16 protein-coding genes are annotated in these 14,492 nt (G+C 55.8%); 1 reads left to right on the top strand and 15 read right to left on the bottom strand.

The features are described 5' to 3' along the window. The 8 genes from ACTIKR_RS07420 to rpsA form a co-directional block, all read right to left on the bottom strand. Window positions 1-287, bottom strand: a 287-nt coding sequence (locus ACTIKR_RS07420) for a pyridoxal-phosphate dependent enzyme (protein ID WP_442327522.1), incomplete at its 3' end; no start/stop codon positions are given. 152 nt (window positions 288-439) lie between these two features. Continuing rightward, entirely contained in the window at window positions 440-922 is a 483-nt protein-coding gene (locus tag ACTIKR_RS07425) for a ComEA family DNA-binding protein (protein ID WP_442327496.1), read from the bottom strand. A gap of 366 nt (window positions 923-1,288) precedes the next feature. Then, window positions 1,289-2,281, bottom strand: a complete 993-nt coding sequence (gene rfaD / locus ACTIKR_RS07430) for an ADP-glyceromanno-heptose 6-epimerase (RefSeq protein WP_442327497.1) — start codon at window positions 2,279-2,281, stop codon at window positions 1,289-1,291. Beyond that, complete coding sequence (gene rfaE1, locus ACTIKR_RS07435; RefSeq protein ID WP_442327498.1) at window positions 2,278-3,207, bottom strand: D-glycero-beta-D-manno-heptose-7-phosphate kinase; 930 nt, start codon at window positions 3,205-3,207, stop codon at window positions 2,278-2,280. Before rfaE1 ends, rfaD begins: the two co-directional genes overlap by 4 nt. Before the next feature lie 4 nt (window positions 3,208-3,211). Next, window positions 3,212-4,432, bottom strand: a complete 1,221-nt coding sequence (gene lapB / locus ACTIKR_RS07440) for a lipopolysaccharide assembly protein LapB (RefSeq protein WP_442327499.1) — start codon at window positions 4,430-4,432, stop codon at window positions 3,212-3,214. Then, window positions 4,422-4,799 carry a LapA family protein gene (locus ACTIKR_RS07445; RefSeq protein ID WP_442327500.1) on the bottom strand — a complete coding sequence of 126 codons (378 nt, stop codon included), beginning with the start codon at window positions 4,797-4,799 and terminating at the stop codon, window positions 4,422-4,424. Before ACTIKR_RS07445 ends, lapB begins: the two co-directional genes overlap by 11 nt. A gap of 125 nt (window positions 4,800-4,924) precedes the next feature. After that, window positions 4,925-5,287 carry an integration host factor subunit beta gene (locus ACTIKR_RS07450; RefSeq protein WP_442327501.1) on the bottom strand — a complete coding sequence of 121 codons (363 nt, stop codon included), beginning with the start codon at window positions 5,285-5,287 and terminating at the stop codon, window positions 4,925-4,927. Window positions 5,288-5,290: 3 nt separating this feature from the next. Then, a complete protein-coding gene (gene rpsA / locus ACTIKR_RS07455) occupies window positions 5,291-7,003 on the bottom strand; it encodes a 30S ribosomal protein S1 (RefSeq protein WP_193087024.1) in 1,713 nt (570 codons plus the stop codon). A gap of 274 nt (window positions 7,004-7,277) precedes the next feature. Here rpsA and ACTIKR_RS07460 point away from each other — a divergent pair, with 274 nt between their 5' ends. Next, window positions 7,278-7,418, top strand: coding sequence for a hypothetical protein (locus tag ACTIKR_RS07460; RefSeq protein ID WP_442327502.1), 141 nt, complete (start codon window positions 7,278-7,280; stop codon window positions 7,416-7,418). Between the two features lie 90 nt (window positions 7,419-7,508). On the opposite strand, the gene cmk is transcribed toward ACTIKR_RS07460, so the two are convergent. The 7 genes from cmk to ACTIKR_RS07495 form a co-directional block, all read right to left on the bottom strand. Beyond that, entirely contained in the window at window positions 7,509-8,189 is a 681-nt protein-coding gene (gene cmk, locus ACTIKR_RS07465; protein WP_442327503.1) for a (d)CMP kinase, read from the bottom strand. After that, entirely contained in the window at window positions 8,186-9,523 is a 1,338-nt protein-coding gene (gene aroA / locus ACTIKR_RS07470; RefSeq protein WP_442327504.1) for a 3-phosphoshikimate 1-carboxyvinyltransferase, read from the bottom strand. The genes cmk and aroA overlap by 4 nt, the downstream gene beginning before the upstream one ends. Beyond that, window positions 9,520-10,428, bottom strand: a complete 909-nt coding sequence (locus tag ACTIKR_RS07475; protein WP_442327523.1) for a prephenate dehydrogenase — start codon at window positions 10,426-10,428, stop codon at window positions 9,520-9,522. The genes aroA and ACTIKR_RS07475 overlap by 4 nt, the downstream gene beginning before the upstream one ends. Continuing rightward, window positions 10,428-11,564 (bottom strand): histidinol-phosphate transaminase, encoded by a 1,137-nt coding sequence (gene hisC, locus ACTIKR_RS07480; RefSeq protein WP_442327505.1) that lies wholly within the window; start codon window positions 11,562-11,564, stop codon window positions 10,428-10,430. The genes ACTIKR_RS07475 and hisC overlap by 1 nt, the downstream gene beginning before the upstream one ends. A gap of 12 nt (window positions 11,565-11,576) precedes the next feature. Further along, window positions 11,577-12,665 carry a prephenate dehydratase gene (pheA, locus tag ACTIKR_RS07485; protein ID WP_193087029.1) on the bottom strand — a complete coding sequence of 363 codons (1,089 nt, stop codon included), beginning with the start codon at window positions 12,663-12,665 and terminating at the stop codon, window positions 11,577-11,579. Continuing rightward, entirely contained in the window at window positions 12,658-13,791 is a 1,134-nt protein-coding gene (gene serC / locus ACTIKR_RS07490; protein ID WP_442327506.1) for a 3-phosphoserine/phosphohydroxythreonine transaminase, read from the bottom strand. The genes pheA and serC overlap by 8 nt, the downstream gene beginning before the upstream one ends. Window positions 13,792-13,829: 38 nt before the next feature. Then, a partial coding sequence (locus tag ACTIKR_RS07495) for a DNA gyrase C-terminal beta-propeller domain-containing protein (protein WP_442327507.1) occupies window positions 13,830-14,492 on the bottom strand: 663 nt, incomplete at its 5' end.

Consider the following 14,492-nt stretch of genomic DNA (forward strand, 5'->3'; position numbering starts at 1 on the left):
ATTTTATAGCCACTGATGGCAGCGGCCATGGCCAACGCAATACCCGTGTTGCCGCTGGTGGCTTCGATAAGCGTATCGCCGGGCCTGATGTCGCCGCGTGCCTGCGCATGCCGGATCATGGATAATGCCGGCCTGTCTTTGACTGAACCGGCTGGATTGTTGCCTTCAAGCTTGGCCAGAATCACATTACCGCGCGCCTCACCCAAGTGTGCTGGAATGCGCTGCAAGCGTACCAAAGGGGTGTTGCCGACGGTATCTTCGATTGTGGGGTACGATTTTGTCATGATAGGTCTGAATGGAATGTGGGATACCCCGAAAATCCATATGGGCATCGTAAGTTGCGAACGAACCCTGCCTTCCCGAAGTGGGCTGAACAGGCGCTCGGTAAGGGTAATCATAGCACTCATAATCGGGCTTGCATGGCTTATTCCCTGACCGATCAATGGGTTTTGCCCTGTGCTTCGGTGCCGGCAGGCCCCTTCTGCAGGCCAGCCGGTTCACTGGCTGCCCGCGGGCGTGGCCGGATCAACATGGGCATGGTGGGAAGGGACCGGCCTGCCAGGTTGCCAGCATGCTTCAGATCGTTTGATGTTTCATTGCTGGCAGCCACATGGGGCCTGACAGATGTGGAGTGATCAGGGCTTGCAGGCCTGCTACTGCGCGATCGAGCACTGGCCGGCTGGTGCACAGAGCGCCCAGCGACCGAACCTGTCCGAACGCCCTGTTCGCGCAATTTCTGCAGTTTTTTCGGCCCCACGCCCGCAACTCTAGCCGCCAGATCCTCCATGGACACAAAGCGGCCCTGCTCCCGGGCCGCCAGAATGCGGTCAGCCAATTTGTCGCCAACGCCTTTGATCGCACGAAGTTGGGCTCGCGTGGCCTGATTCAGGTCCAGTGCATTAACGGAAGAAGACCCCAACACAAGAAAGAAACAAAACAGCCAGGCTCGGGAGCGGCGGCAGCGGACGAATGGCATATGCAAGACAAGACGAAGAACGGTGAAAAATGCTGTCTGTAGTGTGCCATAGCGGCGCTTTTGCAGCACGAACACGCAGATAGAATAGTCCGCGGGTAGAATCCGACGCGAGCGATCCAGTACGTTCGGGCGCTGGGAAAGTACGGAAAGGGCGAAGCATGTGTGACCACCCTCAACGACAATAAAAAACCCGGGCGCACCTGATGTGCCCCGGGTAAGTCCGGTGAACGTGATAGACCTGATGAGTCTGGTAAATCTGGTATGTCTGAAGTGGCCCGAAATAAGCCCGAATGCCGTCAAAGGCTGGAAGCGCTATGCGTTATCCGAACGCAATCGGCGGATATAGCTGGATACGCCCTGCTCCACATCATTCATCTCAGCCTTGAAACCGGCAGCACGCAGCCGAGCGGTGTCAGCCTGAGTGAAACTTTGGTAGCGCCCTTTGAGATCATCGGGGAACGGAATATAGCGAATCAGCCCTTCGCGAACCAGCGCATCCAGTGACAGGCGCGTTTCGTTTCTCTCTTCCCTCAGGGTATTGACGACCGCGCAGGCGATGTCGTTAAAGGGCTGCGCCCGGCCTGTACCGCAATTGAAAATGCCAGACTGTTCAGGGTGATCCAGGAAAAACAGATTAACCGCGACCACGTCGTCCACAGAGATAAAATCGCGCCGCTGACCGCCATCTTCGTAGCCATCCCAACCGCCAAAAAGCCGCACATGGCCTTCCGAGAGAAACTGGTTCATATTATGGAAGGCAACGGAGGCCATGCGGCCCTTGTGCTGTTCATTCGGGCCATATACATTAAAGTATCGAAGACCCACGACCTGTGTCGTACGGTGTTCAAAACGCTCGCGCACCACCTGGTCAAACAGGAACTTCGAATAGCCGTAGACATTCAGTGGCTTTTCATTTTCAAGCGCCTCGATATAATCCGGCCCTGCGCCGTATACAGCAGCGGAAGACGCGTAAATAAACGGGATGCTGCGAGCCTGGCAGAAATTGAATAACTCCAGCGTGACCCGATAGTTGTTATCCATCATGTAACGCCCGTTTCTTTCAGTCGTATCCGAACAGGCGCCTTGATGAAAAATGGCGGTAACCGGGCCGAACTGGCCGCTGTTGACCCGGGTACGAAATTCGTCCTTATCCATATAGTCGGCAATAATTCCTGACCGCAGATTGACGAACTTATCGCCATCGGTCAGATCATCTACTGCCAGGATATTGGTAATGCCCCTGTTGTTCAGGCCGCGCACAAGATTGCTGCCAATGAAACCTGCGGCCCCGGTTACGATAATCATGTCAGTTCCTCTGCACTTACAATAGATGTTCCAAGTTTACCTACTACTATACCACCGGCTTGGTTCGCCCACTCGACGGCCTCATGCCAGTCCACGCCCGCGGCGCGGGTTACGGCCATGGTCGCCAGAACCGTATCACCGGCTCCGGAGACATCAAACACCTCTTGTGCGGCAGCATCCACATGGTACCGCCCCGCTTCCGTGTATAAAGTCATTCCCTGCTCCGAGCGTGTAATCAGCAGTGCTTCAAGCGCAAGCCGTTGGCGCAGGCTCTGGGCAGATCGCGTCAGTTCTTCTTCGGTTTTCCATTTACCAACCGCTTGCTGCATTTCTCCGCGGTTCGGAGAAATCAAGTTTGCTCCCGCGTAGCGTTCATATTCGTCCCCTTTGGGGTCGACCAGCACCGGTATCTCGCGTTCGCGCGCCAGTTTAATCAGCACTGAACAGTGAGTGAGCACACCTTTGGCATAATCGGAGAGGACAACAATGTCATGCTCGTCCAGCAGGCGGCGATACTGTTGTTCCAGTTGCTGCAGGGTCTGCGCATCAGGCAGATAGTCAAAATCGATCCGCAACAATTGCTGCTGGCGACCCAGCACACGCATTTTCAGCGTTGTATGCATTGAGGGGTCGGTTAATAATTGGGTGTCGATACCCGCTTCGCGCGCCAGCCTGGCGATCTGCTCGCCGGCCTCGTCATCGCCCACGATACCTAACAAGGTGACTCCACCGCCGAGCGCAACAATATTGCGGGCCACGTTGGCCCCGCCGCCCAATCGGTCTTCCCGTTTGGCCACTCGCACCACCGGTACCGGCGCCTCTGGCGAAATACGCTCGACTTCACCAAACCAGTAGCGATCAAGCATTACATCGCCCACCACCAGAACACGGATCTGCCTGATTTTTTCTATCGGAAATGCACGCATACGACTATTCCTCTGGGCGGCGTGGCGAGTAAGTTTCCCATGAGTTGCAGCCAGGGCATTGCCAGTAATAGGTCTGTGCCTGGAATCCGCAGACCCGGCAGGCATATTTATCCATACGCCGCGTGTGCTTGTCAATCATGGTTCGCAATAATGACAGGTCAAAATCGGGCATATGCTGCTGCAGTTCGCCTTGCCCGGCCGAACTTTGCTCTTGCGCCAGTTCACTTTGCAGTACTTTATCAAAGCCCAGCAACGACGGATGCTGGCGCAGAGAATCCTGGGCAAACTGCCAACCGGGGGCGAACCCCTGCTTGCGCAATGCGGCAAACACCACTTCGAATACATCCAGTGAGGGATGCGCAAAATAATGATCCCTGAGCAGGCTGACCGCCTGTTCTTCCTGGCCACTGGCAGCGAAATTGTCCATGATCTGCTTTGCCACCAGACCGGCGAATTCAGGCGAGCGTTCCAGCGCCAAGAGCAGCCACTGGCGCTCTGTGCTGACATCACCCAGGCGGCGAGCCAGATAGGCACGCAAAATGGCGATACGTGCGTAAGAGGCCTGTGAGCCGCCCTGCTCCAGGTTGTGCCTGGCCTCGCGCTCGGCGGCATCCAGCTCTGCGGCAACACGGTCAAAATCCGGCTCTTTCGCACTTAATACGGCCTGCGCCCGTTCGCAATGGTAATGAACCCGCTGCGGCAACGGCTCGTCAGTCAGTTCACGCAAGCGCGCCGCGACGGCGATCGCTTTTTTCCAATCGTGCTCGGCTTCGTAAATGCGAATCAGCGCCCGGGTCGCGGAAACACCATAACTGGTATTTTGCACTTCCTTGAAGGCATTTTCAGCGCGGTCAAACATACCGGCCTTGAAGTAATCCTGGGCGATTTCATGCAGCGCATGCTCCCTGTCGGCCCGCGGTAAATCTGAACGGGAAAGCAGGCTTTGATGGACCCGAATGGCCCGCTCAATCTCTCCGCGACGACGAAACAGATTGCCAAGCGCAAAATGCAATTCCGTTGTTTCGGAATCGAGTTTGGCTACTTCGACAAACGCATCAATAGCCTTGTCGTGATCTTCATTGAGCAGAAAGTTGAGCCCGCGAAAATAAGAGTCGGGCAGATTCCTGCTTTCAGATACGATCTGTCGAACATCCACCTTGGCTGCGATCCACCCCAGTCCGAACAAAATGGGGATTAGAATCAGCCACCATGCTTCAAAGTCCAACTGCGGTCTCCCGGACAGGCGTCTGCAGGGCGGTACTTGTCGAGGCCACGCTGCTGCGCAGGCGCAATTCTTCGGCCTTGAGCGCTTCCAGCGAATGACGGGTATCGGCCACGTCACGGTTCAAACGCTCTACCTCGCCTTTGAGACGCCCGACTTCACGGGTTTTACGCAAGCGTGTAGGAATGCTAATCAACCACGCAAACAGTGCGCCAACGAAAAATGCAAGCAATAGCACAACAATGAGTGGCACACCTGCAAACGTATAATCACCATAAAACCGCACAGTGACGGGGTCGGTGTTTTTGAGCGCGAACAATAGGACCAACAGAAAAAGTATGATTCGCAATGCCCAGACAATGTAACGCATTGGCCTGCTCCTGAAATTGAATTATTCGCCATTGTAATGCGAATTGACTGTCTAAAAAACAAAAACCCCGATTTTCCAATCGGGGTTTTTGGACATCATAAGAAACGAGCACCTGCCTGGTTTGATCAGAGATTGGCTACCTTGGCCGCCTGAGCGTCAAAATGACCATTCTCGGATGAATCCTGCTTGGTGTCGTCAGCAGAGGTAAAAACAGAATCAACGCGCTCGCGCAACTCTTTGCCCGCCTTGAAGTGAGGCACCCGCTTGCCGGGCACCATCACCTGTTCGCCGGACTTGGGATTGCGCCCAACCCGTGGAGCACGCGTTGACAGCGAGAAGCTGCCAAAACCGCGAATTTCGATGCGCTGACCTCTGGATAGAGCAACGGTCATGGCATCAAGCATCGTCTTTACAGCGAAGTCGGTGTCACGGGCAGCCAGCTGTGGATAGCTGGCCGCTAGTGCTTCAATCAACTCTGATTTAGTCACAGCTTAATCGTCTTTAGCTTGGTCGAGCTTCGCCTTAAGCAAAGCCCCCAGGTTAGTCGTACCGGATGACGCGCTGGTATCGCTCATGCGCTGTAGCGCACCTGCGGTCTCAGCATTGTCACGTGCCTTGATGGACAACTGGATTGAACGCGCCTTACGATCGACGTTCAGGATCATGGCTTCGATGTTCTGGCCTTCTTTCAGGACAGTGGTCGCGTCTTCGACACGGCCGGCTGAAATTTCAGAAGCGCGCAGATAGCCTTCAACCTCGAGTGACAGTGTAACTACCGCACCTTTGGCTTCGACAGACTTGATCACGCCAGGAACAACTGCGCCCTTGTCGTTCGTTGCAACGTAGTTGTTGAACGGATCGCCTTCGAGCTGTTTGATACCAAGAGAAATACGCTCTTTGTCGGTATCGATCGCCAGAACCACGGCATCAATCTCGTCGCCTTTCTTGAAGTTGCGCACGGCTTCTTCGCCAGAATCAGCCCATGACAGGTCAGACAGGTGAACCAGACCATCGATGCCGCCAGGCAGACCGATGAATACGCCAAAGTCGGTAATGGACTTGATTGCGCCATGAACTTTATCACCACGTTTGAAGTTGGTGGCAAAATCTTCCCATGGGTTTGCACGGCATTGTTTCATACCAAGTGAAATACGACGACGGTCTTCGTCGATTTCCAGAACCATGACTTCAACTTCTTCGCCCAGGCTGACCACTTTACGCGGATCAACGTTTTTGTTGGTCCAGTCCATTTCGGAAACGTGTACCAGACCTTCGATACCGGTTTCGACTTCAACGAACGCACCGTAGTCGGTGAGGTTGGTAACTTTACCGAACAGACGTGTACTTTGTGGGTAGCGACGCGCCAGACCAACCCATGGGTCTTCGCCCAGCTGTTTGACACCCAGGGAAACACGGCTCTTCTCTTGATCGAACTTGAGCACTTTGGCCTGGACTTCCTGACCAACGGACAGGACTTCTGATGGGTGGCGAACACGGCGCCATGCCATGTCGGTAATATGCAGCAGACCATCAATACCGCCCAGGTCAACGAACGCGCCGTAATCGGTAATGTTTTTAACTACACCGGTAACCACTGCGCCTTCTTTCAGGTTTTCCAGCAGTTTCTGGCGCTCTTCGCCCATGTTCACTTCAAGAACGGAGCGACGTGACAGAACGACGTTATTGCGTTTGCGATCGAGTTTGATAACTTTAAACTCCATCGTTTTGCCTTCGTAGGGTGTCGTATCCTTGACAGGACGCAGATCAACCAGTGAGCCAGGCAAAAAGGCGCGAATGCCGTTTGTCATGACGGTAAGGCCGCCCTTCACTTTTCCAGTGATGGTGCCGGTTACCATTTCGCCGGACTCGAGCGCTTTCTCGAGTGACAGCCATGCAGACAGACGTTTTGCACGGTCACGGGACAGGATGGTGTCGCCGAAACCGTTTTCGAGTGAATCAATGGCAACAGAAACGAAGTCGCCTTCGGCAACTTCCAGTTCGCCCTGATCATTCAGGAATTCTTCGAGAGGGATGAGAGATTCGGACTTCAATCCCGCATTGACTACGACAAAGTTGTGATCGATACGGACCACTTCGGCTGAAATCACTTCACCTGATTTCATATCCTGGCTTTTTACGCTTTGAGCAAATAAATCGGCAAAGCTTTCGCCACCAGTGGCGTCTTGTAAAGAAATGGATGACATTAGAAAAATCCCGGGACCGTCACGGTCTCCTGGCCTTAAAAACACGCTTTGGCAGAACAGCCTGCCGCGGCGGAGTGAAAAAATCTTCCGTCTGGGTTCAGACGAAAGCCCTTGAAATTCAACGATAACGCAGGTGACTTTCGCGCCTGCCATGACCGTTGAAAAACTGCCCTGTACCTGTGGTGCAGCAATAATACCGGCTGCCCCCAGGAAATAATGGGTACTGCGACTGCAATCCTGCCTGTGCTGCATTAGCGAGCAGGTGCAATCGGATATGAATGCGAGCGACAAACCCGTGTGGGTTTGGCATCACGGCTCACTGCCGGGTGATAGATCGCTGCAGGTTCATGCCGCTGCATTCGAGAGCATGCAGACGCACTACTACCGCTCGCAGGCTACCAGTCTGGTCGCATGATTGACACCCGGCGCTTGCTGACCTCTGCCCTAACATCCGCTGGCTAAAACCCACCATTCCAAGCCAATTACCGGAGCAGCACGCAAACCGTTACGTTTTGTTACGCCAGTGAGCCAGGATGCGCTCGACGGTCTGATCAATTCCCAAATTGGAAGAATCAACCACCACGGCATCATCTGCTGGCTTAAGTGGCGCCACCAAACGGTTCTGATCTCGGTCGTCGCGCGCTTTCAAATCCTTTAACAAGTCGCCAAGATTAGCAGAAAAACCTTTTTCGATCAACTGGTTATAGCGTCTTTTAGCACGCGCATCGACATCTGCAATCAGGAAAATCTTAAGAGAGGCATCAGGAAATACGACTGTTCCCATATCCCGACCGTCGCAAACCAGGCCCGGAACCTGTCGAAATGCCCGCTGGCGCTCCAGCAATGCACCACGCAATGGCTGCAGCGGGGCTATCCGCGAGGCCATGTCGCCGATATGCTCCTGGCGCAACTGCTCAGTGACGTCGTCGTTGTCAAGCAACACTTTGTCGCCCTGGAATCGGACATCCAGCTGTCTCGCAATATCGGCCAGCGCCTGTTCATCAGTGTCGGCCACACCGCGCCTGAGCGCCGCAAGCGCGCTTAACCGGTAGAGCGCACCGCTATCGAGGACGGACCAGCCCAGCGCATCGGCCACCCGGGCAGCGACCGTGCCCTTACCGGAGGCGGTCGGGCCGTCAATGGCAATGACAGGTATGCGATTGTCCGCGTGAAGCCCGCCAGTCATGATGCATCCTCCTGGGTGGTCGTGACCAGCGTATCATAAACCGAAAAATAGTCGGGAAACGTCTTGCTGACGCAGGCAGGATCCAGGATGGTGACACCAACCGGCCCGAATACGGCGAGCGAAAAGCACATGGCCATACGATGATCATCGTAGGTCGAAATCTGCGCTGTCTGCCATTTTCCGGGCTCGGGCGGCGTAATACGAATCCAGTCGGCACCGGATTCAACCACTGCGCCCAACTTACTCAGTTCGGTATGCATGGCATGAATGCGATCCGTTTCCTTGACACGCCAGCTACCGATATTGCGCAACACGCACGGACCGTCGGCGTACAGGGCCAGCACCGCCGCCGTCATGGCAGCATCTGGAATCAGGTTGAAATCCTCGTCAAATGCCGGCAGAGGTCGGTCTGCAACGCTTTGCGCTCTCTCGGAAATAAGACATTGATCCTGATAGGTGATTTTTCCGCCGAGCCGTTCAATAAATTGCGCAAATGCGATATCGCCCTGAATGCTGTCCTTGCCAATGCCGTTGATCTGTACCGGCCCCTGGCCAAGCAGTCCCAGCGCCAGAAAGTAAGATGCGCTGGAAGCGTCGCCCTCGATTGCCACTGCATTGGGACTGGTGTATCGGCTGTCCGCCACGATGGTAAAGCGCTGCCAGCCATCCTGCTGAACGGTCACACCAAAGCGCGCCATCAATTGCAGCGTAATGGCGATATAGGGTTTGGATATCAGCTCTCCCTGGACCTGCAAGGTGACATCGTGACCGACACGCGCCGCCAGGATCGGGGCCATCATCAGAAAGGCAGTCAGAAACTGGCTGGACACATTACCCGAAATCGGGATCGGGCCGTCAACATGCAGTTGCGCCGGCGAAATTTGCAATGGCGGATAGCCTTTTTGGCCCTCGTAGCGAATCTGTGCTCCGACAGCCTGCAGTGCCGTGACCAGGTCCCCAACCGGACGCTCATGCATACGGGATACGCCATGCAGGCGGTAGTGGCCCTGCGCCATGGCCAGCGCTGCGGTCAGGGGACGAAACGCCGTACCGGCATTACCCAAAAACAAATCAGCCTGCATTTGTGGGAACGATCCCTTGCCGTGCACCACAACCTGATTGTCGCCTGCCTGATCAATCTGCAGCCCAAGCGCGCGCAGAGCGGCAAGCATGACGCGCGTATCATCGGAGTCGAGCAACCCGTCAATTCGCGTACTGCCCTCGGACAGCGCCGCCAGTAGCAGGACCCGGTTCGAAATACTTTTCGAGCCAGGCAGCGCCATCTGCCCTCGGCCCCGTACCGCCGGGGCCAGATATTGACTTACTTCACTCATGATGGTGGATTCTCCCAATCTCGCCGCGCCTGGGCCGCGGCTGCCAGCCAGGCCTCGAACGCTTCATTGTTGCCGCTCTCCAGCATTTGCCGGGCCTGCTCCAGGCAGGTTTGAAAACGGGTAATTTCCTCTAGCATACACTCGCGATTGCTCGAAAAGATATCGCGCCACATGACCGGGGGTCCGGCAGCGATGCGCGTAAAATCACGAAACCCGCTGCCTGCGTACTTAAGCTTGTGATCGGGTTGTCCAGCGTCCAGCAAGCTGTACATATAGAGCGCCGACAGAAAGTGCGGCATATGACTGACCGCGGCGAATATGCGGTCATGCTCTGCGGCGCCCATCGAACTGACGGTGGATCCGCAGGCTTCCCATAATCGGGTGAGCATATCGACTTGCTCGGGCATATTCTCCTGCAAAGGAGTCAGGATAACCTGCTTCTGTTCAAACAGAAAAGCGTTGGCCGCGGCAGGGCCGGACGTTTCTGCGCCGGCAATGGGATGCCCGGGAACAAACTGCCCCACGCGATTGCCCAGCGAGCGTCGGGCCATGGCAGTCACCTGCTGCTTGGTGCTGCAAACATCGGTAATGATCGAGCGCGGCGCCAAAAATGGCTTGATGGCACTGCATATCGACTCGAATGCAGAAACCGGCGCTGCAATAACAATCACGTCTGCCTGCGAGACCTGCTCGAAAGACGCGATTGTGTCGATGATGCCCAGTTCCAGCGCCGTGTTGATACTTGCCGGATCGTGACTGATGCCCAGGACCTTGCCGACAACGTCATTGCGCTTGAGCGACAATGCCAGTGAGCCGCCGATCAGACCGACGCCAACCACGGCCAAAACCGGAATCCGAAGCGGCGGCAGCGCAGCCGCCGCACTCTCGCTGGCCTTGCTTGCCATCACTTGCCCAGCACCTCTTTGAGCGCGCTGATGAACTTGGCGTTCTCCTCGGGCAGCCCGATAGACACGCGTAGATGCTCGGGCAGGCCGTCACCGACAACCGGTCGCACGATCACGCCACGCTGTAGCAGTGCTGTATTTACTGCGGCAGCATCACCCACTCGCAGCAGAATGAAGTTGCCGAAGCTGGGGACAAACTCCAGTCCCATTTCGGCAAACTGGGCCGACAGCCAGCGCTTGCCGTCACGGTTCAATTCGTAGGTTTTTTCAAGAAACGCTGCGTCCTTGAGCGCCGCGACCGCAGCCACCTGGGCCAGCAAATTCACATTGAACGGCTGGCGAACGCGATTTAAGTAGTCGGTCATTTCCGGACGGGCAATGGCAAACCCCATGCGCATGCCTGCCAGGCCATAGGCCTTGGAAAACGTACGGACCACGATAATGTTGGAAAAGTCTCTTACCAGTTGGGCGCTGTCGAACCGCAACTGCGGATCCAGATACTCGTTATACGCTTCGTCCAGCACCACAGTGACGCGATTGCCGCGGGCTGCATGCACTTTTTCAACAAAACTGCGGATCACATCGCCGCTATGGAAGGTGCCTGTAGGATTATTTGGATTGGCAATAAAGACCAGACGCGTATCGTCGCCAATGGCTTCGAACATGGCCTGCAGATCGTGGCCGAAACTAGCCGCCGGCACTTTAATATGGGTGGCGCCGCGCGCCTGCGTTGCCAACTGGTACACAATGAATGCGTGTTCAGCATAAACACAGGATGCCTGCTGGTCCAGAATGGCCAGTGAAATAATTTCCAGCAGGTCGTTGGAACCATTGCCCACCGTCAGCCAATTAGCGGGGACCTGGTAATGCTCAGCCAGCGCCTGTTTGAGTGCAAAGGCATTGGGGTCGGGATAGCGACCCAGTGCCTGCCCTGGCACGCTGTCAAGAAATGCGCTGATCGCCTGACGCACGGAATCGGACATGCCAAGCGGGTTTTCGTTGGATGCCAGTTTGACAATACTAGCTGGATCAAGCCCGTATTCACGCGCCAGATCCTCGATCGGCTTGCCTGCCTGGTATGGCATCATCGCATCGACATTACTGGATATACCGAACCCACTGGCTATACCGGACATTCAAATCACCTTCTATTGCATTGGGTAGGAACCCAGAATTTTGAAAAATGCGGACTGCTGTTTCAGTTCTTCCAGCGCCCGCGCCACGTTCTCGTCAGAGCAGTGGCCTAGCACGTCGACGTAAAAATAATATTCCCACTGGCCCGTGCGCGCCGGCCGGGATTCGAAACGGGTCATCGACACGCCATTGCGCGCAAAGGGGCTGATCATCTCGTATACTGCGCCAACGCGATTGGGTACTGCAAAAATCAGGCTGGTCTGATCGCGTCCGCTGGGCGCCGTTTCGATATTGCCGATGGCCAGAAATCGCGTCTTATTATTAGCGTCATCCTGGATACCGGAAGCGACAAGCCCAAGATTCCAGAAGACAGCCGCTGTTTCGCCGGCAATTGCCGCAACGCTTTCCTCCTGAGCGGCATGTTTGGCCGCCTCGGAATTGCTGGCTGCCGGCACGATCTCAAGCGTCGGGTGATGTTGCGATATCCATTTCTGGCACTGCGCCAACGCCTGCGGATGCGCCATGATGCTTTTGACGCCGTCCATGGTGCCATGCTGGCTCATCAGACAGTGACGGATGGGAATGGAACGAACCCCATGCACCTTGACGGTAGAGTTAAGAAACAGATCCAGTGTCCTGTTGACGGCCCCTTCGGTGGAGTTTTCAACCGGCACCATGCCGACATCGGCCTGTCCGGCCTCGACGGCACGGAACACCTCGTCAAAAGATGGGCACGGCAGCGCGTGAACCGAATGGCCGTAGAACTCCATGGCAGCCTGCTCGGAGAATGACCCTTCCGGGCCAAGATAGGCCACTGTCAGCCCTTTTTCCAGGCCCCGGCAAACCGAGATAATTTCCGCCCAGACGGCCCGCACACCGGTCTCAGTAAAGATACCGTAGCGATTGAGCTCCTGAAGGCGCCGGATGACCTGAGCTTCACGCTCGGGCTTGAGCACGGCGCTGTCAGCCTGATGCTCGTACTTGACCCTGCCTACGTCGATTGCCGTTTGTGCCCGTTGATTAAGCAGGTCAAGAATATCGCGGTCAATCTGATCAATTTTGTCGCGCAGCGGTTTGAGCGCATCCTGTAGTGAATTATCCATGTGTGCGCTCGAACTCTTTCATAAAGTCTATGAGTGTTGCAACGCCTTCCATTGGCATCGCATTATAGATGGATGCACGCACACCGCCGACGGACTTGTGTCCTTTGAGTGCCAGCAGGTGATGTTGCGCAGCTTGTTTCAGAAACTGGGCTGTCAGCTCGTCGCTGACCAGCGTAAATGGCACATTCATGCGGGAACGGAAGGCCGGCTGTATTGGATTGGCGTAAAAATCGCTGCTGTCTATCTGGGCATACAGGGCCTGCGATTTGGCCAGATTGTGTTTTTCGATCTCGGTCAGCCCGCCCAATTGGAGCAACCATTTGAACACCAGCCCGCAAATATAAATGCCGTAGCTCGGTGGCGTGTTGTAACGGGAACGCTCTTTTGCCACGTTCACATAATCAAAGGCCGACGGCGTACATGCGAGCGCGTGACCCAGCATATCTCTGCGCACAATCACCATGGTGACGCCCGCGGGGCCCGCATTTTTCTGCGCACCGGCATACACCATGCCGGTTCGGGAAACATCCAGCGGACGGGACAGGAAATGCGATGAGGCATCAAGCACCAGTGGCACATCGGGCGCACCCAATGCCTGCATGTCGGGCATTTGGGCTATTTCCAGGCCACCAATCGTTTCATTGCTGCAATAGTGCAAATAAGAAGCATCGGGCTGCACGCGCCAGGAATCAAGCGGTGGCACCCAGCTCCAGGCGCCATACGTGACACCGTCGATCTGCCGCTCTGTATCGGCAGCAGCAGCCACCCGCGCGTTGCCATAGCGTTGCGCCTCTTTATGTGACTTGACTGACCAGCTACCAGTAAGGACGTAATCGGCACTCTTGGACGGATTGCGCGCAATCAGGTTCATCGGGACAATGGCATTTTCTGCCGTGGCGCCACCCTGCATGAAAATCACGGCATAATCGTCGGAGATGCCCAACAGGGTGCGCAGATCGTCTTCAGCCTCGTCGCAGATTTGCGTAAATTCGGCGCCCCGGTGACTCATTTCCATGACCGACATGCCACTGCCGCGCCAGTCGAGCATTTCGGCAGCTGCCTGCTCCAGAACAGGCTTGGGCAGGACAGCCGGCCCGGCCGAAAAATTCCAAAATTGCGTACCCATTGTTTACCCTGAAATTAAGGTGATTTACTCTGAAAAAATCAGGCCTCTGTATCGGTATTCGGTGTCGCTGAGCCTGGCGCATCACCCGATGGCTGGTTACTGCCATCGGCTTGCGAATCCGGCAGCCCGGTGGCAGGCAGCTGAGCTGCGTCAGCGTCAGCCTCATCGGCATCAACATCCGCATCGCTTTCCACGACGCGTCGTACGCCGGACAAGCTGCTGCCATCATCGACACTGATCAACGTGACACCCTGTGTCGCTCGGCCCATTTCCCGCACTTCCGAGACTCGGGTACGAACCAGGACACCAGCAGTAGTGATCAGCATAATTTCGTCTGATGGGTTCACCAGAACAGCGCCCACGACCTTGCCGTTGCGGGCGCTGGTCTGGATGGCGATCATGCCCTTGGTGCCACGGCCGTGGCGCGTATATTCCGAAATAGAGGTACGCTTGCCGTAACCATTTTCGGTTGCGGTCAGCACGCTTTGTGACTCGTCACCGGCCACCAGCAGCGAAATAACCTGCTGATCGCCGTCCAGATTCATGCCGCGCACGCCACGCGCAGTACGGCCCATTGGACGCACGTCATTTTCGTCAAAACGTACAGCCTTACCGGCATCGGAGAACAACATGACGTCGTGCTCGCCGTCAGTCAGATCGGCACCGATCAGATAATCGCCTTCGTCCAGGGCCACGGCGAT

This window comes from Advenella sp. (genome assembly GCF_052108595.1).
Classification (GTDB): Bacteria; Pseudomonadota; Gammaproteobacteria; order Burkholderiales; family Burkholderiaceae_B; genus Advenella.

What these genes read in the sequence shown, in the direction of transcription:
- hisC (WP_442327505.1), bottom strand. Translation starts at nt 11,564, where the DNA reads ATGTCCGGTATAGCCAGTGGGTTCGGTATATCCAGTAATGTCGATGCG.
- ACTIKR_RS07475 (WP_442327523.1), bottom strand. Translation starts at nt 10,428, where the DNA reads ATGGCAAGCAAGGCCAGCGAGAGTGCGGCGGCTGCGCTGCCGCCGCTT.
- rpsA (WP_193087024.1), bottom strand. Translation starts at nt 7,003, where the DNA reads ATGTCATCCATTTCTTTACAAGACGCCACTGGTGGCGAAAGCTTTGCC.
- cmk (WP_442327503.1), bottom strand. Translation starts at nt 8,189, where the DNA reads ATGACTGGCGGGCTTCACGCGGACAATCGCATACCTGTCATTGCCATT.
- rfaD (WP_442327497.1), bottom strand. Translation starts at nt 2,281, where the DNA reads ATGATTATCGTAACCGGGGCCGCAGGTTTCATTGGCAGCAATCTTGTG.
- ACTIKR_RS07460 (WP_442327502.1), top strand. Translation starts at nt 7,278, where the DNA reads ATGAATGCGAGCGACAAACCCGTGTGGGTTTGGCATCACGGCTCACTG.
- ACTIKR_RS07445 (WP_442327500.1), bottom strand. Translation starts at nt 4,799, where the DNA reads ATGCGTTACATTGTCTGGGCATTGCGAATCATACTTTTTCTGTTGGTC.
- rfaE1 (WP_442327498.1), bottom strand. Translation starts at nt 3,207, where the DNA reads ATGCGTGCATTTCCGATAGAAAAAATCAGGCAGATCCGTGTTCTGGTG.
- pheA (WP_193087029.1), bottom strand. Translation starts at nt 12,665, where the DNA reads ATGGATAATTCACTACAGGATGCGCTCAAACCGCTGCGCGACAAAATT.
- aroA (WP_442327504.1), bottom strand. Translation starts at nt 9,523, where the DNA reads ATGAGTGAAGTAAGTCAATATCTGGCCCCGGCGGTACGGGGCCGAGGG.
- serC (WP_442327506.1), bottom strand. Translation starts at nt 13,791, where the DNA reads ATGGGTACGCAATTTTGGAATTTTTCGGCCGGGCCGGCTGTCCTGCCC.